The 20,107-nt window shown below is 43.5% G+C and carries 22 protein-coding genes; 11 read left to right on the top strand and 11 right to left on the bottom strand.

Annotated features, from left to right (window positions below; translation table 11 throughout):
- Positions 1-146 precede the first annotated feature (146 nt).
- Positions 147-620, top strand: a complete 474-nt coding sequence (greA, locus tag KFF44_RS14305; RefSeq protein WP_255935365.1) for a transcription elongation factor GreA — start codon at positions 147-149, stop codon at positions 618-620.
- A 67-nt stretch (positions 621-687) separates the two neighbouring features.
- Here the strand turns inward: greA and KFF44_RS14310 are convergent, their stop codons facing one another.
- The gene (locus tag KFF44_RS14310) at positions 688-1,167 is read right to left on the bottom strand and encodes an Lrp/AsnC family transcriptional regulator (RefSeq protein ID WP_255935367.1); all 480 of its coding nucleotides are present in this window, start codon (positions 1,165-1,167) and stop codon (positions 688-690) included.
- A 357-nt stretch (positions 1,168-1,524) separates the two neighbouring features.
- Here KFF44_RS14310 and KFF44_RS14315 point away from each other — a divergent pair, with 357 nt between their 5' ends.
- A complete protein-coding gene (locus KFF44_RS14315; RefSeq protein ID WP_255935369.1) occupies positions 1,525-3,420 on the top strand; it encodes a hypothetical protein in 1,896 nt (631 codons plus the stop codon).
- Positions 3,421-3,505: 85 nt separating this feature from the next.
- Here KFF44_RS14315 and KFF44_RS14320 read toward each other — a convergent pair whose 3' ends face one another.
- Complete coding sequence (locus KFF44_RS14320) at positions 3,506-4,345, bottom strand: sterol desaturase family protein (protein WP_255935371.1); 840 nt, start codon at positions 4,343-4,345, stop codon at positions 3,506-3,508.
- Between the two features lie 222 nt (positions 4,346-4,567).
- Positions 4,568-5,626 carry a helix-turn-helix domain-containing protein gene (locus tag KFF44_RS14325; protein WP_255935373.1) on the bottom strand — a complete coding sequence of 353 codons (1,059 nt, stop codon included), beginning with the start codon at positions 5,624-5,626 and terminating at the stop codon, positions 4,568-4,570.
- A 302-nt stretch (positions 5,627-5,928) separates the two neighbouring features.
- Here KFF44_RS14325 and KFF44_RS14330 point away from each other — a divergent pair, with 302 nt between their 5' ends.
- Complete coding sequence (locus KFF44_RS14330) at positions 5,929-6,534, top strand: peroxiredoxin (protein WP_255935375.1); 606 nt, start codon at positions 5,929-5,931, stop codon at positions 6,532-6,534.
- A 74-nt stretch (positions 6,535-6,608) separates the two neighbouring features.
- On the opposite strand, the gene KFF44_RS14335 is transcribed toward KFF44_RS14330, so the two are convergent.
- On the bottom strand, positions 6,609-7,238 hold the full coding sequence (locus KFF44_RS14335) for a TetR/AcrR family transcriptional regulator (RefSeq protein ID WP_255935377.1): 630 nt from the start codon (positions 7,236-7,238) through the stop codon (positions 6,609-6,611).
- Positions 7,239-7,361: 123 nt separating this feature from the next.
- Between KFF44_RS14335 and KFF44_RS14340 the strand changes: the two genes are divergently transcribed.
- Positions 7,362-8,102 (top strand): ubiquinone biosynthesis protein COQ4, encoded by a 741-nt coding sequence (locus tag KFF44_RS14340; protein WP_255935380.1) that lies wholly within the window; start codon positions 7,362-7,364, stop codon positions 8,100-8,102.
- 75 nt (positions 8,103-8,177) lie between these two features.
- Here KFF44_RS14340 and KFF44_RS14345 read toward each other — a convergent pair whose 3' ends face one another.
- Positions 8,178-8,798: a glutathione S-transferase family protein gene (locus KFF44_RS14345; RefSeq protein ID WP_255935382.1), complete on the bottom strand. Its 621-nt coding sequence runs from the start codon at positions 8,796-8,798 to the stop codon at positions 8,178-8,180.
- A gap of 151 nt (positions 8,799-8,949) precedes the next feature.
- Between KFF44_RS14345 and KFF44_RS14350 the strand changes: the two genes are divergently transcribed.
- Together KFF44_RS14350 and trxB are read left to right on the top strand one after the other, a co-directional pair.
- Positions 8,950-9,828, top strand: coding sequence for an SMP-30/gluconolactonase/LRE family protein (locus KFF44_RS14350; protein ID WP_255935385.1), 879 nt, complete (start codon positions 8,950-8,952; stop codon positions 9,826-9,828).
- A gap of 199 nt (positions 9,829-10,027) precedes the next feature.
- The gene (trxB, locus tag KFF44_RS14355; RefSeq protein WP_255935387.1) at positions 10,028-10,990 is read left to right on the top strand and encodes a thioredoxin-disulfide reductase; all 963 of its coding nucleotides are present in this window, start codon (positions 10,028-10,030) and stop codon (positions 10,988-10,990) included.
- Between the two features lie 69 nt (positions 10,991-11,059).
- On the opposite strand, the gene KFF44_RS14360 is transcribed toward trxB, so the two are convergent.
- Entirely contained in the window at positions 11,060-11,362 is a 303-nt protein-coding gene (locus KFF44_RS14360) for a hypothetical protein (RefSeq protein ID WP_255935390.1), read from the bottom strand.
- 100 nt (positions 11,363-11,462) lie between these two features.
- Between KFF44_RS14360 and KFF44_RS14365 the strand changes: the two genes are divergently transcribed.
- Positions 11,463-12,356 (top strand): LysR family transcriptional regulator, encoded by an 894-nt coding sequence (locus KFF44_RS14365; RefSeq protein ID WP_255935393.1) that lies wholly within the window; start codon positions 11,463-11,465, stop codon positions 12,354-12,356.
- An 8-nt stretch (positions 12,357-12,364) separates the two neighbouring features.
- A complete protein-coding gene (locus KFF44_RS14370; protein WP_255935395.1) occupies positions 12,365-12,928 on the top strand; it encodes a hypothetical protein in 564 nt (187 codons plus the stop codon).
- Positions 12,929-12,944: 16 nt separating this feature from the next.
- Here KFF44_RS14370 and KFF44_RS14375 read toward each other — a convergent pair whose 3' ends face one another.
- Positions 12,945-13,169, bottom strand: a complete 225-nt coding sequence (locus KFF44_RS14375) for a hypothetical protein (protein ID WP_255935397.1) — start codon at positions 13,167-13,169, stop codon at positions 12,945-12,947.
- Positions 13,170-13,256: 87 nt separating this feature from the next.
- On the opposite strand from KFF44_RS14375, the gene KFF44_RS14380 reads away from it, so the two are divergent.
- A complete protein-coding gene (locus KFF44_RS14380) occupies positions 13,257-13,733 on the top strand; it encodes a hypothetical protein (protein ID WP_255935400.1) in 477 nt (158 codons plus the stop codon).
- A gap of 3 nt (positions 13,734-13,736) precedes the next feature.
- On the opposite strand, the gene KFF44_RS14385 is transcribed toward KFF44_RS14380, so the two are convergent.
- From KFF44_RS14385 to KFF44_RS14400, 4 genes are all read right to left on the bottom strand, one after another.
- Positions 13,737-15,482, bottom strand: coding sequence for a peptidylprolyl isomerase (locus KFF44_RS14385; protein WP_255935402.1), 1,746 nt, complete (start codon positions 15,480-15,482; stop codon positions 13,737-13,739).
- A gap of 454 nt (positions 15,483-15,936) precedes the next feature.
- A complete protein-coding gene (gene proC / locus KFF44_RS14390) occupies positions 15,937-16,791 on the bottom strand; it encodes a pyrroline-5-carboxylate reductase (RefSeq protein WP_255935405.1) in 855 nt (284 codons plus the stop codon).
- A gap of 143 nt (positions 16,792-16,934) precedes the next feature.
- The gene (locus KFF44_RS14395) at positions 16,935-17,447 is read right to left on the bottom strand and encodes a YbjN domain-containing protein (RefSeq protein WP_255935408.1); all 513 of its coding nucleotides are present in this window, start codon (positions 17,445-17,447) and stop codon (positions 16,935-16,937) included.
- A gap of 271 nt (positions 17,448-17,718) precedes the next feature.
- Entirely contained in the window at positions 17,719-17,961 is a 243-nt protein-coding gene (locus tag KFF44_RS14400; RefSeq protein ID WP_255935410.1) for an accessory factor UbiK family protein, read from the bottom strand.
- A 198-nt stretch (positions 17,962-18,159) separates the two neighbouring features.
- Between KFF44_RS14400 and lgt the strand changes: the two genes are divergently transcribed.
- Both lgt and KFF44_RS14410 read left to right on the top strand, forming a co-directional pair.
- Entirely contained in the window at positions 18,160-19,026 is an 867-nt protein-coding gene (gene lgt / locus KFF44_RS14405; RefSeq protein WP_255935411.1) for a prolipoprotein diacylglyceryl transferase, read from the top strand.
- A gap of 4 nt (positions 19,027-19,030) precedes the next feature.
- Positions 19,031-20,089 carry a class I SAM-dependent methyltransferase gene (locus KFF44_RS14410; protein ID WP_255935413.1) on the top strand — a complete coding sequence of 353 codons (1,059 nt, stop codon included), beginning with the start codon at positions 19,031-19,033 and terminating at the stop codon, positions 20,087-20,089.
- Positions 20,090-20,107 lie beyond the last annotated feature (18 nt).

A 20,107-nucleotide genomic window follows, 5' to 3' on the forward strand; every position in this document is an offset into this window, starting at 1 on the left:
CTCTTGATTTTTGATACATAGTGCGTTATTTGTAGGACTAGTGCGCCGGCCCATGCCTATTGGGCCGGCGCACCTTATTTTGAGAAGCCTTCTCTTTAACACCATGAGACGGCGCAGTATATTAAAAGATAATATGGACGGGACACATGAACGAAACAGTGCCCATGCTGCTTGAAGGCTATCAGGCCCTAGAAGCAGAATTAAAGAATTTGAAAACTGTCGAACGCCCTGCTGTTGTTTTGGCAATCGAAGAAGCTCGTGCCCATGGCGATTTATCAGAGAACGCCGAGTATCATGCAGCGAAAGAGCAACAAGGACACATTGAGGGCCGTATCCTCGAGCTTGAAGGAAAGATCAGCCGCGCACAGGTTATCGATCCGACAACTTTATCAGGGGATAAAGTCGTATTCGGCGCAACTGTTACTTTAATTGATGAGGATGACAATAAAGTTGTCTATCAAATTGTTGGTGCAGATGAAGGCGATGTCAAAGCTGGCAAGATTTCCTACCAATCCCCTATTGCACGTGCGCTAATCGGCAGAAAAGTTGATGCTGAGATTGAAGTAAAAGCACCAGGCGGCGAACGCTACTACGACATCGAAGCGATCGAGTTTATATAAAATAAACACAGTATTGAAGTTAGACTGAAGGCCCGAAACCGGGCCTTTTTTATTGCTGTTTAATTTTCTACTTCACTTCGGGAAGAGGAATGCCTGGTTTGTGTTTAGATGTTCGAATAGTAAGCGATGTTTTTACACTGGCAACATTCGGGGCAGGCGTCAGTTCACCGGTTAAAAATTGCTGAAACGCTGCTAAGTCTTCGGCAACAATTTTCAAAATAAAATCAATTTCGCCGTTGAGCATAAAACATTCACGCACCATCGGCCATTCATGAACTTTTTCTTCAAAAGCTTGCAGGTCTGCCTCAGCCTGTGAATGCAATCCCACCATTGCAAAAACTGTCAGGCTAAAGCCCAGTGCTTCTTGGTCAAGATCTGCATGATACCCTTTGATGAATCCTTCATCCTCGAGGGCTCGAACACGCCTTAAACAAGGAGGAGCCGTTATTCCAACCTTTTCAGATAAGTCGACATTTGTAATACGACCTTCAGATTGCAGACACGACAGTATCTTTCTGTCAACGGCATCCAGTTTAACACGCCCCATAAATCGCTCCTTAAAGGTGTAATCAGCTATGAAGAACTGATTTACTTTTTATCTCTCACCAAAGAATATACGTTGATTAACATGATATTTTGAACAATTCCATACCATTTCAATAAAAAGAAGAAATAAAATTCCAGATATGGCTAATTATCTTGCGATTATAAATATAGACTAGTATCCCGATTCGTTTCAGGTACTATATCCGAAATTATGTGAAATATGTATGTAAGATGCCCTTTAATTCCGATTGTAAAATGGGTATAAATACATAAATTTACAATAATATTCATCATGGGACGGTAATAGTTTGCCTGCTAGCAGCAGGTAAATAACGAATAGAGGGTACCAAAATTCGACATGAATGCACTAGATAGTCGAATTAGGGAGTTGGTAGCATATGCAAGAGAACGGGATGGTGAAGACCGTACCGCTCTTTTCCGTAATCTTGTGGATTTATTCCTGACCAACAAAGCCCCTACGAAGCAACCTACCCGTAATCAACTTCTTGAGGTTGTTAACGCTCTTATCCCTCATGTGGAACCTGAGAGTCGGCGAACCGTTTCTGATTTGCTTGCCTCCATGAGCAACCCTCCAATGGATTTAATTCATTGCATTGTGAAGGACCGCGCCAGTTTAGTGAGTAAATTGCTGAAAACTGCACCCTTTGATGAAGATGAATTGATCGAACTCATTGAAATTACTGGCCGTGAACACCATCAAGAGCTTGCTGCAAGGACAGACCTTTCGGCCAACGTTTGGATTGCGCTCGCCCGTGCAACACCTTCCGCTCCCCCTTATGGATCAAATTCAACGCTTGCTCTGTGGCGAGAGGATTTAGGGCTAAACAAAACAGGCTCAGAACCAGACCTTACAAAGGTTTCGCCGCAAGATTTGGCGTCTGTAACTCCGTTGCATCCGGAAAAATACAGGAAGCCAAATGCCAAGATACGCATTCTAAAAACCGATGAGGATATAGTCACTAGCCACCTCAGTGATAACAAAAACAATGAAACGATCAATTTCGTTGAAGAAAGCTCTGAGGATCAGAATGGCAGTTACGGTATTGATCAGATACCGCAGTCAGAAGGTAAGGCTCCGAGTGTCTTAACTGATGATGAAGTTGCTCAGAAAAAAACCGCACTAAATACAAAGCCTTCATTCAGGTCTTTACGCCCTCCTCAGCCCTTATCGGCTCAGGACTCTGAAACGGTACAACATTCTATATCAGTACAGAACGACGAGGCGGAGAAAGAACCAAAAGCACCGGAGCCGGCGGCCGAACCAACAACAATCAAGCGTCCATTGATTGAGCCAGAAACTGGGTCCTGGGCATGGCGAAGTGACCGCGATGGCTTTATTATTGAAGTCTCCAGTCAAGCAGAGCGTTTAACCGGCGGCAATTACCAGCTTATTGGCGCAGCAATGCTCGATATGCTGGCCCTAAACACAAAACTGGGGCATCCGGTAAGCCGTGCATTCCAAAGACGCAGTTCAATTCATGAAGCCCCCATATATTTGGCACACCTTGAGCAAGCGCAAAGATATTGGACCCTAGAGGCATCGCCTTTATTTGACCCAAATACAGGTGCGTTCGATGGATATGAAGGCATTTTAAAGCCGGTTATTCCCGCCAGAGGCGAGGACGACATTATACCTGCAGACGATATAAGCCCCGACGTTACAGAGTATGCTTCTTCGTCTCTTAATAACGAAGAAAAAATAACACACAACACTACAAAAGCGCCCTCGCCCTCAACAGATAACGAGTTTTCATTTTCGCCAAGCAAACCACTGAACTGGTTTGATGAGCGCGGAATGGGCGGTGAAGAAAATACAATTCCTCAATCTAATCCTATTCTAAGTAAGAAACATAAGAATACCCTAGAAACACTTCTGGAAAACCCATCTGATATTAACCAAATTCTTGGGGACACTATCAATGAAGTTGCGGAAAACTTGAGCCCTGAAAGACCAGAGATCGTTTCCCGTGAGGAAAGCAAAGCCCCCAACACCCCTAGTAATGAAGTAGCCACTGAGTTAGAAACGCCAACCCCTGATGTAGACATTGATAGCGCAGAAAACGATCCATTTGAAACTATTCAATCTACTCTAATGTTGATGGAAGAGGCGTTAGGGCGGCTGGCTAAAGCAGAGGAGAATAATAATTTTCTTCAGGTAAGACTTCAGTCAGAGATTGCACAAGCCTGCGCAAGAACCTTAAAGAGTGAGTTTGCTGCACTTAAAAAAAGGTAAGCTTGAAGACAAACATTTATTAGCAATTCACTTCAAGCTTTTTAGTTTTACTATCAGTTTATGACAACCCTTGTATTTACCTGCCTCATTCAGCAGCCACGACGTCAGGAACGGTATAACCACCCCCAACTTTCCTACGGGCACCTTTAATTTTCAATGTTTTGGCAACATATTCTGGGTGCTCTGTTCCCATTAGACGATCCCAATAGGTAAAATACAGACCATAATTATAACGGAAGGAAGAATGGTGCAGATCGTGGTGCGTAACATTTGTTAGCTGCCCCCAAACCGGGTGAGTGACCCAACGCCTTGGAAAGACTTCATAACCTGAATGACCAATAGCATTACGAACTATCATAAATGTTAAAAAGGTAAACACACCCAATCCATGGATAGGAATAGCAATCAAAAACAGCTTCACATACATGAAGTTAATCACGGCTTCTTTCCAATCAAAACTATAGGCAGTCCAAGGGGTTGGATTATTGGATTTATGATGAAGCCCGTGAATGCGCGGGTAAATACCTGCCACATGCATCAAACGGTGCGTCCAGTAAAAATAGGTATCATGTAAAAAGATCATCAGGAAGGTCGAGAAAATTAGATACCCCCACCCTAATTCATTCACATCACTATAAATACGAAACCATCCCAGTTGATACCCATAGTTAATAATTAAACCAACAGTACTAAATACGGCAACCGTTTTTACGGAATGCAAAAATTCAAAGACCATTTGCCGTTTTGAAGGAGTAGCTTTTCTAATTTTGCGATTTTTCAAAAACGGACGCAAAATTATCCAAATAGCAACAAAAACACCACTTGCTGCGAGAAAATAACGTTTAAAGTCGTGATAGAAAGCACTTAGCCATCTTCCGCCCAACGTATCCCAATTCTCTGCAAAATATAAAAAGAAATCTTCCATATCTATCACTCGCTTTATGTTTATTCTCGGGCCGACTTTTTGTTCAACCGATTTAAATATGACGACATACCTTTGGAGAGTAACATGAGAGTTAAAAGCATGCCGTCTTGCAAGTTACATAGAAGGCCATGATTTCTATGGCTCGTTGATTTTGAAAACGACAAATATTTTTAAGAATCAGCAAGTCTTTTTAGTTTTTGACCAGTAAAAGTTCGCTAATTTTTATACCTTGTCCTGCAGTTGCTGCCTTCGAAACTCTGTGGGTGTTTGACCCGTCCGGTTCTTGAAAGCGCGATTAAAGGGTCCCAAAGATTGATACCCCAGGTCCATCGCAATTGTTAAAACAGAGTTATGACGTTCCTCAATTTTTGACAATCTACGCTTTGCATCATCGACTCTGTATTCATTTAAGAATTGAGAAAAATTTTGGTACCCTAAGTGGTGATTGATCAATTTACGCAATCGATGTTCGGGAATATTAAGCCTTTCGGACAACATTGAAATCGTGAGACCCGCTTCTTTATATATTCCATCTGTCATGCTGGCTTGAAGGTCATTCAGCCCATGACGGTCTTCTGCGGACAGGTCAGTATCCTCAATTGCATTATCAACTTTGCCTATCTTTACATCATCTGCCCTAACGAAGAAGACTTGATCATTCACGCGGGTAATATGCGATAATAAAAACAAGCTGATAACAAATATTACGGCTGCCTGCGACAACGAGCCATAACCCAAATCATAGAAGTCAGGATAAAATAGCTCTGCAATAGAAATGAATGCTGTTGCCGCTATTACCGCGCCAACAAGCCACAGGCGGAATGACCGTCGCTCTTCAACTAAGTCTTCGTTACGTCCTGCAATAATCACATAAATAAGATAACCGTATATCGCTATACGAACTAACCGAGAAGTGGTTACTGCACTATAGTCGGTTAGTATATCAAACTGATAAATAATCGCGGAAAGAACATAAAAAATGACCACCAACCAATGTGCCGGCTGAATTTTGAAATTATCTTTAAATAGAGATAAGCAAAACAGCCAAGTCAGGCCAGGGTTCAATTCAGCAACCAACACCAAGGGGACGCCAAGGCGTCCAAAAATTGCAGTCTCATCGTATATTGAGACAATCAGAAATCCACTGATCGATATCGCAGCAGCTCCGCCCAATCTTGCTTGAATAGCATTTGGGAAATATTTTGCGAGCAGAAACGCGCTCCATAGCATGGTAACTATGGCACCAAATCGAAAGAAACTATCATAAAACTCAATTGCCACGTCACCAATCTCCAACCTTACACATGCAATAAACCATAAACACAGGCGGTTTCAAAGCACGAACAGGTGTGATTAAATCCAACTAATCTTGCTTTGACATACTTTTTATGCGATCAATAATTAAGATTAAAATAAATTTGTTAAATCGATTACTGAAATCGAGATTAGCAATCACACAACATCCGCAAATAAGTTGAATTTTCTTAGTAAAACAATACACTCCCGCGCGAGAGTTATTGATTTATTCAGTATATCAATCCAGTTCATTAAATATAGTATTTAACTTAATAAAGGATATCGAAATGGCGGTTCTCGCAGGTAAACCAGCTCCGGACTTTAATGCAGTTGCTGTGATGGAAGATGGCAGCATCAATGAAAACTTTAACCTGAAAGAATATATTGGCGAAGACTATGGTCTCGTATTCTTCTACCCACTAGACTTCACTTTCGTTTGCCCATCAGAAATCCTAGCGTTCCACAACCGTATGAACAAGTTCAAAGAACTTGGCGTAAAGGTTGTTGCCGTTTCTGTAGATAGTCAGTTCTCACACGCTGCATGGCGCAATACACCAACAGCAGAGGGTGGCCTAGGTCCAGTCGATTTCCCAATGGTTGCTGATATCACAAAGCAAATTTCACGTGATTACGACGTTTTGATTGAAGAAGATGGTGTTGCCCTTCGTGGTACATTCCTCATTGGTAAAGATGGAAACGTTTGGCACCAATATGTAAACTTCCTACCGCTTGGCCGTAACGTAGACGAATTTGTTCGTCTTGTTGAAGCGCTTCAGTTCCATGAAGAGCACGGTGAAGTTTGCCCAGCAGGCTGGAATAAAGGCGACGAAGGCATGAAAGCTGACGCTGACGGTGTTGCTGCATACCTATCAAAGCACGCTGAAGAACTATAAGAAATCTAAATCAAATTTAATAAGCTCCGGTAACAAAGCCGGGGCTTGTTAACATATAGGGCGAGTTCAAAACCCTAGCGATCGCCCGAAGATAGTAATCGTTCGGCAAACCAGTCCCTAAACCCTACTGTTCCCTGCTCTTCATCAAACCCAAGTAGGCTCGAAATATAATCACCAGCGATACCATCACCAATAGCGGTTAACGCAACCTGGAATATTGTGTATTTTGCATGTCGAAGGGCCGTAGCATCGGTTATGTCTTCTTCATTTACAGCAATGATCGCTGTTTTTACACCATGGGCCAATTTCTCAAACAGCGCCGCCAAGGTCTCTCTGCCTTCTTCCAGTTCCAAACCTTTGAGCATTGTCCACGCCAGTAGTCTCGCATTACCTTCATCACTCAACACAGCGAACACTCGAAACAAGGCCTTATGGTCACTTGTAACGATACTTCCGGTATCCAAAACCTCGAGGATATCCCCGAGCAGTTTTTCAACCATTTTCTGAGCGAGGGAAGCCCTCACGCCCTCAGCACTTCCGAAATGATGCAAGATTGTCGAATGGGTTACACCTGCGATGTTCGCAATCTCAGCCACCTGAAGCCCTTCTGGTCCCACAGCTTCCAGTCGTTGCTGCGCAGCATGCAAAATTAACGCTTTCGCTTCCTCGGGTGTTCGGCGCACTCTTTTAACAGGTTTTGACATTCATCAAATTCCTTATTGACAAATATGTTTATAAGCCATATAACCGTTATTAACAAATTTGTCGATAAGGTGATCGGCGTGTATTTATGATATAGAGTTATAGTCAGGATTAAGATGATGACAATGGAAACTAAAACAAAAGCACCCCGTCGCGATTATTTTGCTGCTTGGAAGGCACTGCGCGCACTTATGAAAGACCGTGAAGATACAAACCAGGTCTTCAAGATCATGCAAGCCCTTACTGGCGACTCGCTACACAAGCAATATGCACGCTTTATCGAAACAGATATCGGCACAAATATCATCGAAAAGAAAATCGACCTTTTGGATACACTTAAGAACCGTGAGGCCCTTGCAAAATTACCAGAAGGTTCATTAGGCCGTGAATATCTCAACTTTATGATCACAGAGAATATCACCGCTGAAGGGTTAGTTGACGCAAGCGACGATAGTTTCAGCCATTTTCAAGATGAAAATTTCGAGCGCTACGCAATGCGCACCCGTGAAATGCATGACCTCTGGCACGTGATCACAGGCTATGGCCGCGATGGACTGGGCGAGTTTTGTGTGGTTGCTTTTTCATATTCGCAGACAAAAAGCCTTGGTTTCGCTGCAATTGCGTTAATGGGTGCTTTTGATCTCTCCAAAAAATTTAAAGGCCACGGTGTTTTGGGTGCAGTCATGCAAGCCTTCAAACATGGCCGCCAAGCAGCTTGGTTGCCCGGCCAGGACTGGGAAAACCTTATGGCAGTGCCACTGAGCGAAATTCGCCAAATGATGAATATTCAAGACCCAACCAAATATATTGCTGCAAGCGAAGTTAGCGCACAAACCCGCCCTGACTCAATCGTTGCAACGGCATAACTAACTGTCGTTAATTACCAGTATATGTTTCACTTTCAGGCCTCCTCGGAGGCCTTTTCTTTTAAATATACGCAATCAAGATGGAAGTGCGTGTTCAGCATCTTTCGCGAGCGCGCGTTCAAATGCAGGGCGCGTCAGGCACCGGTCGATATAATCATTGATAATTTGGCTATCGGGTAAAATATTGAACATTCTCAGGAAATTAGCCGTTGACCCAACCATAACATCAGCGGCACTAAATTTATCGCCAAGTAACCAAGGCCCCTTATCTTCACCGTCCAAAGCATTTTCCAGGACCGAAATCATCGTGTCAAAATCACCCCATCCATGAGAAACCTTATTGGGTGGTATATTGGAAAACTTCTCTGCCATTGCTGGCTCAATGACACCTGGCACATAAACCATCCAATATAAATATTGCGCACGTAATGGGTCGTCAACACTGGGAGCCAAGGCCTTTTCAGGATATTTATCAGCGAGATACAGGCATATTGCAGCGCTATCTGCCAACACTGCTTCCCCATCATTTAGGGCCGGGACTTTGCCCATTGGGCTGGCCTGAAGGAAACCGGAATCCACTTTCGCTTTTTCATCACGGATATCGATTATCTTCAAATCATAATCCACGCCTAATTCTTCCAACATCCACATCGCGCGCGCTGCACGGGTTTGCGGACACCAATATAATGTTATCATTGTATCGCCCCCTTAATTCCTTAGTTACTTTTTCACCGAATAGGTTAACCCTATCAAACGGTTTTATAAAACGCATATACAATTTTATCTGTTTTTTGCAGCCAGGTTGAAATTTCACTATGGTGTATTTGTCCGAAAGATGGAGGCTTGAATGAAACCTGTATTATTTTTCATCTTTTTGCTTGTGACTGCGAGTACCAACATAAACGCGCAAGACAATTTAGCGAGTCAGCAAAAGCAACGCCTTCATGAACTTTGGTCAATCTCAAATGGCCTATATGAGCCAGAATCCGTCGCATATGACCCTATCAGCAACAAACTTTTCGTAACGAATGTTCATGGTTATAGCAAAAACGGTTTAGGATATATTTCCCGGCTTGATGCTGATGGAAGTAATTTTGAAGCAAACTGGCTTACCGGCCTGAATGGTCCAACCGGCATCATCTTTCATGATGGCAAATTATATTTTGCAGATATCGACACACTTAAGGTTGCAGATGCAACATCGGGTGACATACTCGCAGAATATCAAACATCCGACGAAAACCCGGGTCTTAATGACGTTACCATCGGGCCTAACGAAACAATCTATGTTTCCGCCAGCAACTCAGCCACCATATACAAGCTCATAGATGGTCAATTATCTGTTTTCATCCATGATGCCCGTGCTTTAAGAAATGCAAACGGACTATTGGCGACCAATAACATTTTAATCTCGGGTGGTGACGCACTCCATGCATGGCAGCTAGAAACGGGGACTCACCTGGGTCTACTGGCCGCCGAAAACAGCGAAATAAACAATATCGATGGCATCACCATCAACAAAAACGGCGCGCTGATACTGTCACTTTTAAATGATCCTCGCCTGTGGCAGTTAAAACCGGCTGGCTCATATTCACCTGTCGACCAGCAACAGGTGCACGGTGTGGACATTACCTTGCACCCCGCTCTAAACCTTCTGTTTGCGCCAAGAATAAATCTGAAAACAAAAGAATATAGTATTACCGCCTATATGTATGATCATCATTAGCCTTTAATAACGGCTAAGAAACTTCAAACATTACTGATCAGTTTGAAAGCCTTCATCTTTTATTCGGTTTTTCCGATTATTATGATCGAAACAATCCATTGCGGCGTCTAATGATGGACATTGCTTTTTTGCACCAGAACGCTATGTAAATATCAATAGTAATTTATGAAGCGCACCTAGTGCTCAACGGATATTAAGAATGACTGACACCAAACATACTAAAATGCTTATCATCGGCTCTGGCCCTGCAGGCTATACTGCTGCAATTTATGCTGCCCGTGCAAATATTTCGCCCATGATTGTAACAGGCATGCAAGCTGGGGGTCAGCTGACAATAACGACAGACGTAGAAAACTATCCTGGCTTCGCTGATGCCGTTCAAGGTCCAGAGTTAATGGAAGCTATGCGCCAGCAAGCCGAAAATGTTGGAACTGAAATTATCTATGACCTGATCAACGAAGTTGATTTGAAGGCAACTCCGAAGCGTGCTGTTGGCGATAGTGGTACAGTTTACACAGCCGACACAATCGTTATTGCAACTGGTGCACAGGCGAAATGGCTAGGCATTCCATCTGAAGAAAAATTCAACGGATACGGCGTGTCTGCATGTGCCACATGTGATGGTTTCTTTTACCGCGGCAAAGATGTTGTCGTAATTGGTGGCGGCAATACTGCTGTTGAAGAAGCGCTGTACCTCTCAAACATTTGTAAATCAGTCACACTCATTCATCGCCGCGACGAATTACGGTCTGAAAAAATTCTTCAGGAACGCCTGTTTAAAACAGAGAATATCACAGTGAAATGGGATACTGTTCTGGATGAAGTCCTGGGCACAGAAGAGCCTCTCGGTGTAACTGGTGTACGCCTTAAAAACGTTAAAACTGGCGGTACCGAAGACCTTGAAGTTCACGGCGTTTTTGTTGCTATTGGCCATACTCCAACCACTGGTATTTTCAAAGATCAATTGCCGATGGATGAAGAAGGTTACCTTTTTAAGAAGCCGGATAGCACGCAAACAGATATTCCTGGTGTCTATGCAGCAGGTGATGTGACCGACAAAGTCTATCGTCAGGCCGTTACCGCGGCAGGCATGGGATGTATGGCGGCGCTTGAAGCAGAAAAATATATCGCTGAATTAGAGCACGCTTTAGCCGCTGAATAAACAGCAAATTAGTATTCAAAAGAATTAAGTCCGCACCAACCCGTGCGGGCTTTTTATTTGCAAACCTGTTCAGTGTACAACTGCATCATTTACAAGAGCCTGAACCGTATATCCCTGCTCAGTCAATGTTACCAATTGAGGGATCAAGTCTGTATCAACAACTTCAACCAAACTTTTCTGCATTAATTCAGCGAGTGCCGTATCGACACGAACTGCCGCAAAACCAAGCGCTTGCGACAAGGAATATCCGTTTTCCTGATCATCGCTACTTAGCAGGAGAAAAATCGATGCAGCCTCAACAGACAGTCCAGGTACATGACGACCAAGCGCCTGTACCGTCCTTTTAAGAATATCTTCGTTATTACCATCCATGCCATACTCACCAAAGTTTCGCTGAATATAACTTCCAAATTCTCACAAAATCCTTAAGATCATCGAATTATTTCTAGATACAGTAGAGCGAGAACAGGTTATGGACTGGGATAGGCTACGTATTTTTCATACTGTTGCGGAAAGCGGAAGCTTTACAAATGCTGCAAACCGTTTGAACAGCAGCCAATCAGCAATTTCAAGACAAATTCGGGCATTGGAAGAAAGCCTGAATGTTTCACTTTTCACGCGCCATGCCCGCGGGCTAGTTTTGACGCATGAAGGACAAGAACTTCACAATATGGCACGTGAAGTTGTCCACAAAATCGAAGAGACAGAACGCAACCTGCTGGAGTCGAAAAAAAGGCCAACTGGATTACTTCGTGTAACAACAATGGTTACCTTTGGCTCTGTTTGGCTATCCCCTCATCTGAAACAATTCATGGATGAATATCCCGAAATTGATATTCAACTTATTCTTGATGATCGTGATCTTGACTTAGCCGCGGGTGAGGCCGATGTTGCCATTCGTTTGCACGATCCTGAGCAGGCTGATTTAATTCAACGTCCACTGGCAAGTTTCCACACCCATATTTATGCCAGCCCCGAGTATCTGGATCAACGCGGTACACCAGTTACACCTGATGATCTAGATCATCATGATTTAATCACGCTAAGTAATGCCAATTCCCCCGTATTGAAAAGCATGCAATGGCTCTATGATATAGGTAATCCCAAGCAAAAAAGAAAACCACGCCTTCAAGTTGACAACCTGTATGCTGTGATGCATGCCGTTGAAGCCGGGATTGGTATCGCCGTATTGCCCGATTATCTAGTCCATAACCGGCAGAAACTTATGCGCGTTTTACCCGATATTGAAGGGACACCTTTCAATAGCTATTATTGTTATCCTCCAGAACTCAGAGGGTCGCTGAGGGTGGCACTCTTCAGGGATTTCATGGTTCGCCAAATCAGAGCGGAAAGTAATATTCTATAGGGCAACTTATGAAAAAGATTTGCACAATCATTCTGCTGATCACTTTGTCCAGTAATCTTTTGGCTGAAGACAATCTTATTTTAAACGTTCCCGATAATTGGCGCAAAGAAGTGTTCGCATTTCCGCTGGAATTTGCACCTGAGATTAAACTTTCCGGAACGGAGGAAGTTCATTTCGCACCCGGCATGTTTAAACCTAAGGCTTCTGACTATTTCAATTACATTTTTCTATGGCACATAAAGGAAAAGCAGGCTTTTACCCCCAGTGACTATTCAACGTTTTTAAATCAATATTACCGCGGGCTATATTTGGCCGTTAGTAACACCGACAAAAAACAAAACAAGGCCAATCAATTCACATACAAGTTCCTTGAACGTCAGAAGGATAAAATCCTTTTCCAAGGGGATTGGCTCGACCCTTTCAACAAGAACAATCCGGTCGAATTACTCATTGCAATCGAAGCAAACTATTGTCCTGCAAAAGACATAACCAATATTCTGTTCAGGATCACTTCAACGGACCATAACTCAGCTATCACTGAATTGAATGCTATGAAAATGCCGCAGTGCTAGGGGTAATATTATACCTCTAGTGCCGTGCCTGTAATTCTTCCATCATTTTACGGGTATTTCGATCTCGAACGACCAGTACTGCCCACACAGCAAGAACGATCCACATAAAAAAGCCAAGGCCTGCAAAAATAGCAAAAATCCAAGCTAAGATCCAAATCACCGCACTAATAATGGCTTGAAAAGGTTTGCCACACAGTAATAAAGCAAGTGGCGGCAGAATAAGAGCAACCAGATAAAGCATTTATATCTCCAATGTTTCGTATATTGTAAAAGGAAGCAGGACAATCGCAAGTGTCAAATTTAAATACTAATTGTGAATGAGGCGAGGATGTTAAGATTACCAATTTTATTTCTATGCGCACTTTACATTCTAACAGTTCCCATAATCGGCGCTGACCTTAATAAAAAGCATAAAACAATTTCTACAACATTCGATGTTTCAAAACACCCCGAAGCACGTGTGATGGGCCTTGAAATTCTGGTTAGGAATGAGAAACACCTTCTATCCAAGGACAAATCTGTCCGGGTTGATTTTGGCCTCAAGAAGAAAAAAAAGGATATTGGCAGCTTTTATATCACCAACAGAAATTTTGGAGGCAAAAAAATACTAAACACCAACCTCCAAACTTCCCCAGACGCAAATGACCGACAAGAGTTTCGCCTTCTGTATGGCATGGAAACTCTGCACGCCACACTCAGATATGTGGATGGTGACACACAGATATCCCGCATTTTCATCATTATTCATGATGCTAACGACAAAAAGAGGCCATTCAAGAAAATCAGGAGTGCCCGTTTAAAGTAGCGCTCAATTTTGTTCTTCAGGGATAGGTTCCACAAGAACGCTCAAAATTTGATCACCTTCCTGCAAGGCGTAGACAATGTCCATGCCTTCAACAACATGCGCAAATACAGTGTACCGCCCATCGAGATGAAGATTACGGTGCGTATTGATGAAAAACTGCGTACCACCAGTGTCTTTACCGGCTGTTGCCACCCCAACACTTCCAATTGAATGTGTGCCGGCCGCCCATTCTTCCCGAATACTGCCCCATTCATAGAGACTTTGATCTTCTTTCTGTCCTGCCTGTGCGACAAAATTAGGGATAACACGATGCCACAACATGCCATCCATCTTTCCTTGCTTTGCAAGCGTCACAAAATTATGGCTTGTAAACGGTGCAGTTGGGTGCGTATCCATGATAATGTCGCCGCGTGTCGTTTTCATCGTTAAACGGCTTTGACTTTTCAAGGCATCTTTATAATCCGGCGATGCTTTGGCAACAGTGCGTGCTTCGATCGAAGGGTCAATAGCTATCCTCGCCTCGCGCGCGCGGACGAAGTTATCACTTTTATCCGCAAAATCTTTCAACAAGTTACGTCCTTCTTCGCTTGCTGCAAGGCGGGCCATAGCATGAAACGCATAATAATAATTGTCTGAAGAAAGCCAATCGAATGCAAGCGCCTCGCCCTTTGCCTTATCCAAAGCGACAAGGCCCCGCATCGCCTGTGTATTGATCCAGTCGTTATCTTCCAAAAGTAAGGATTTTAATAGAGATGCATACTGTGATTTAAGGTCAGCTTCCTTCAACACCTTTACATTCAAGGCAGCAATCGCAGCTTGCCTCTCGTGCGTAGCACGTTCCTTGTCCTTTACTATCGCTAATAAGGCCGTTGTTGCAGCAACATCATCCAATGCGCCCAAGCCTGCAATGGCTTCCTGACGATATTTAGGGTTATTGCCGGACAGTTGAGACAATAGAAAATCAACCTTTCCAGCTCCTAAGTTCACGCGCCCAATCGCACGAAGTAATAATAATTTCACGCTCTCATATTCAGCTTTATCAAAGGCGCTTTCGAAGTCCGAAAATGTCAGAAAGGCCTCTAATTCATTCATACGTGTCAAAAGATACGCTGCTCTTAACGCTGTTGTTTCTGCGTTTTTACCATATGTAAGTTTGATCAGTTTTTGATAATCCAGATTTGGTAGGTCGCCTGCCTTTACGCCGGCATATACAATATTCTGCATCAAGCCTTCGAGCGCACCTTCTAAGGCCTCAGTCTTTTTTTCGCTGGATATCGCGTTAATAAGAATGGAACGAACATCAACACGGCCGGTATAACCAAGAGCTCGATAGAGTTCGCCTTTGATCAAGGGGTCTCGCTCACGATTGATCTGCAGCACAAGCGCCGGTGTAGAGATATTCTCCATACACATGGCGGCTCCACTTGCAGCATAGAGTTTAACATCATTTTGGTTATGGTTGAGATATCGAGCGAGTTTTTGACATGACCCGGGTGTGCCAATTTGGCCCCAATGCCATAAGGCATCTATATAGCCTGCTTTCAGCGCTTCCTCAAAAACCGGGTTTATACCATCACGGTCATCCGCAGCCTCAAACATTAGGGCTTCATAATCAATGAAACCATTTTCATCCGGCTCAATTGAACTTTGTAATGATTCTGACGCATCTTGAGCCGTGCTCAATGAGGGGAAAATATTCAAAAGTAAAATTACAGCAACAAACACATTGGCACGGAATTTTAAAAACATAATTATTGACCTTTTACAGGGAACCAAAGTTCGAATATTCAAGTAAGTTATAGCATGCCATAATTTATTTATACCTGAAATTAACAAGTTTGACATCTAAAGCATTGAAAACAATAGAGTTAACGAAACAAAAGCTAGTCAGTTATAAATTATCAAAAACAACGAGATATGCAAAAAATGCATAGCTGGTAAGAAAATTAAATGGGTTCTACATAGATGCGATTTTGCGTATAACCCTTTTCACACGCTGCAACGCAGCAAACTGCTTTGACGGTTATACGTCATAAAGGCCGGTTCTCGGATACCCTCCCCTCCCCACTTCCCCTTTCGGGAGCCGGCCCTTTAGTTTCTCTTTGGAAGAGATACTACCTCCCTAAAAGTTGACTAACTATTTTGCCCCGAATTTATTTCGGGGCTTTTTTCTTTTACATGGGAATAACGAGTTGGTTCTGGGTTAGCCACCTAGTTCTTCACCCCGTTTCCGCGCTGCTCTGACTGTCTCCCGAATGAGGCCACCCAATCCACAATCAACTCCCATCAACGCATCAAGCCCTGCGGCTGTCGTCCCATTTGGGCTAGTTACACGTTCGCGGAGAACACCTGCGCTTGTTAACGGCTCATTTTCCAGCAAAGCGCCTGCTCCCACAATCGTATGCCGAGCGAGTTCTTCAGCCACGTCCGCAGGCAAGCCTTCGTTTTCCGCAGCGGCTGCCAAACATTCAATCAAATGAAACACATAAGCTGGCCCACTACCAGAAACTGCCGTGACAACATTAATCAACGCCTCGTTTTCTACCCACACAGTTTCTCCAGCCGCCTGCATTAGTAATTCAGCAACGTGTTTTTCATCATCTGTCACATTTGAACTGGCGACTAAGCCTGTTATGCCTTTACCAACCGCGGCAGGGGTATTGGGCATCGTCCGTATCATCTTGATCCCTGATCCCAGATAGGTTTCAAAATTTGCAATCGTTGTTCCCGCAGCCACAGAAAGCAGCAAAGTGTCACTATTTAACGCTGGCTTTACTGAGGGTAAAACCGTTGCCATCATCTGAGGCTTGATCGCAACCAAAATTGCCTTCACATGAATAGTCGCAGGCAAGTCATCAGCACGGGCAATAATGTTTGCTTCAGGAAATGCCTGAAACATCTCAGCCCGGTTAGCTTTTTCCGTAAGTGCAGGGTCAATTATGTATACAGCATCAGCCTGAAGTCCGCTTTTCAACCATCCATCCAAAAGAGCACCGCCCATGTTACCGCAACCAAGCAAAACCAATGGCGCATCTGCGGAAAAGAGTGTTTTCATCATGAAATCCTATTCTTCAAGCCGAGTAAAAATAAACGTCTATAATTTGCCCTATGTTTAATCTATTTCTGAATTAATCAAAAGCAAAAGGCGCAGCATAGTCGCCGCGCCTAATTAAGGGATATTCATAGGTTATAGTAATTGCTTTAGGCTGAACCAACACAGTCAAGCATTGCTGCCTCAATAGCCTCTTCAGGTGATTGCCCGCCCCACATAACAAATTGAAACACAGGGTAAAATCGTTCACACTCACTAATGGCTGTTTCTACCATCGCAGCCAAATGCTCTTCGCCAAAATGTCCCAGCATCGGATCATTTGCTAAACTCGCATGCCGGAACAGTAAAATGGCCTCGTCTTCCCAAAACTCAAAATGGCCGATCCATAATCTTTCATTCAAAAGCCCAAGGGTTTTATAAATATCTTTATCGCGTCCTTTAGGGACTTTTAGGTCAAACAAACAAGCAAACTGCAACGTTTTATATTCTTCGCGCCACATTAACCGAAATTGAAAGTCTGTATATTGGCCGCCGATAAAAAGCGTAAGCTCATCATCATTTTGCCGCTCAAGTTGCCAATCATTAACGCCAGCAAGCTCTTCCGCAATATCGACAGGGTTAGGTGAATATGTTTCGCTGTGGGCCGTATTAAGTGTCGTCATCCCATTTTCCCCTTAGAGGTGGGACCCGCCGGCCAATCAAACCGGCAGATCAGTTAGCCGGTTAGTGACTCATATATGTCGCGTCAGAAGCACGATATATAGCTTCCTATATTTTTATGAACACTAAATATAGGGTGCCATTAGTTAAGAATTGATGCAAGAAAATATTAACAAACAGCCATATTTGTTATAATTTTGTCATAAACCTCGATTTTATCGTGGTGACTGAGCGATAATCATCAACAAACAGACAACCCTTATAATTAAGCTGCTATTTCTCGTTTTTCAGCGCTTCGATTTCTGCGCGAAGGGCATCATTTTCAAGCCGAGCTTTCTCTGCCATCGCACGCACCGTTTCAAATTCTTCACGGCTCACAAGGTCCATACCTGCAATCTGCTTTTCAAACCATGCACGAAACTGGCCTTCCATCTCGTTTTTAACGCCGTGCAGCGTACCGGCCGCACCCGTTGCAAGCTTGGCGATATCATCCATGATTTTGTTGTTGGTTTGCATGCTTTATCCTAACTTCTGCTCAAATTGGTAATAGTTGAACCTTATATGATAGATAATCACCATATTTTCAATGCTACAGAGTGCCTCACCGCAATATGAAGGATTGTTTCCTAAAGAATATATACATAATCTATCTCTTCCACTAAAACTCGCATAAAGTTCAAACACCTTGTCTTGAAATCAACATATGGATTTTTGATGATCGATATTTTCGCAGCAACATTCAGCGCCATATCTACAACCATCCCTTTCCCTAATATTGACCCCGTCATTATAAGTTTCGGGGAAGTACCTTTGGTTGGTGAGCTTGCTATCAGATGGTATTCGCTTTCGTATCTTGCGGGTTTGCTTTTTGCTGGCTGGTACATGGGCCGAATTGTCAAAAAACCAGGCGCACCTATGTCAAAAGATCATCTGGATGACATGATTTTCTGGGCTACAATCGGCATTATCGCAGGCGGACGTTTGGGTTATGTCCTCTTCTACGGTGAAGGAAAGTTTTTTAACGACCCGTTGCTTGTTTTCCGCTTTGCCGATGGGGGAATGTCTTTCCATGGTGGATTAATCGGTGTTGTTTTAGCCGTGATTTTCATCGCGCGAAAAAACAAGCTGAATTTAATGCGGGTAGCTGATCTCGTCGCGATTGTAAGCCCGATTGGGTTGCTGTGTGGAAGGATAGCAAACTTTATTAATGGCGAACTTTGGGGCAGAGCAACGGATGTACCGTGGGCGATGGTGTTCCCTGATGACCCGTCACAGCTAGCGCGCCATCCAAGCCAACTATATGAAGCCTTCGGGGAAGGGCTGCTATTATTCATTATTTTGCAAATTTTATATCACAGAACCAATCTTCCCAAAAAGAGCCCGGGGGTGATCGCAGGTCTCTTTTTCATAGGATATGGGCTTGCGCGTATCACTGTTGAATTCTTCCGCGAACCAGATAGCCATATTGGATTAATAGCGGGCATTTCGCGCGGCCAGATGCTATCCGTGCCTATGTTCCTTCTGGCTGCATGGTTGATCCATAAAGGCATGAACCACAGCAAAACAAGAACCAAGCCATAACCCTATGTCTGCTCAACGCTCACTTCAGGACAAGTTAGAAAGGCGCATCGCTGCATTAGGTCCGATTTCTATCGCAGATTATATGCGCGAATGCCTGATGGATCCGGAATTTGGCTATTATCAGCAACAGGTTGTTTTTGGCGAAAAAGGCGACTTTACAACGGCCCCTGAAATCAGCCAGATGTTCGGCGAGATTATTGGCCTCAAGCTTGCCGAAAAATGGTTATTAGCCGGCAGCCCAAAAAATACTATGCTCATCGAACTCGGCCCCGGCCGAGGGACTTTGATGGCTGACATTTTGCGCGCTACGAAAATGGTGCCCAATTTTCATGAAGCAATAGACATACATTTTGTTGAAACCAGCAAACAATTAAAAACCTTACAAAAGGAAAAGGTTCCTGATGCCAATTGGCATGATCAAATTCATGACGTACCAGAGGGGTTTTCCCTGATTGTCGCCAATGAATTTTTTGATGCCCTGCCAATCCATCAGTTTGAAAAGAAAGATGGTATTTGGTTTGAACGCATGGTCGCTACAAAGAACGGTGCGTTAGAATATGTATTATCCAATCCCGGACCACAATTTTCGCTGGTTCCGTCATCGTTCAAAGCAAAAGAAAATGGCTCAATTTATGAGGTTTGTCCCGCCGCATTATCCATCACTGGTATAGTATCCGAGCGGATCAAAAAATACGGCGGAAGCGCTATTATTATCGACTATGGATATATTCAGTCAACTGGCGGCGATACGTTTCAAGCTCTAAAGCATCATACATATGTGCCCACACTAGAAAACCCGGGCAGCGCAGATTTAACCGCTCATGTTGCGTTTGACCAGCTAGCGAATGTGGCGAAAGAGATTGGAGTAAAAGTGAATGGGGCCTTTGAACAAGGCGCATTTCTAATGCAGGCAGGAATTGGTGAACGGGCACAAAATTTGGCGAAGGATGCCCCGGAAGACTTGCAAAAGAAGATTTTAGGTGAGCTTGTTCGACTGACAGCGCCAGATCAGATGGGACAGCTTTTCAAAGTACTTCTGCTTAATCATATCAAATTTGAATAGACACTATACATTTTTATA

Origin of the sequence: Kordiimonas sp. SCSIO 12610 (genome assembly GCF_024398015.1) — a bacterium.
In the GTDB taxonomy this organism is placed as follows: domain Bacteria; phylum Pseudomonadota; class Alphaproteobacteria; order Sphingomonadales; family Kordiimonadaceae; genus CANLMI01.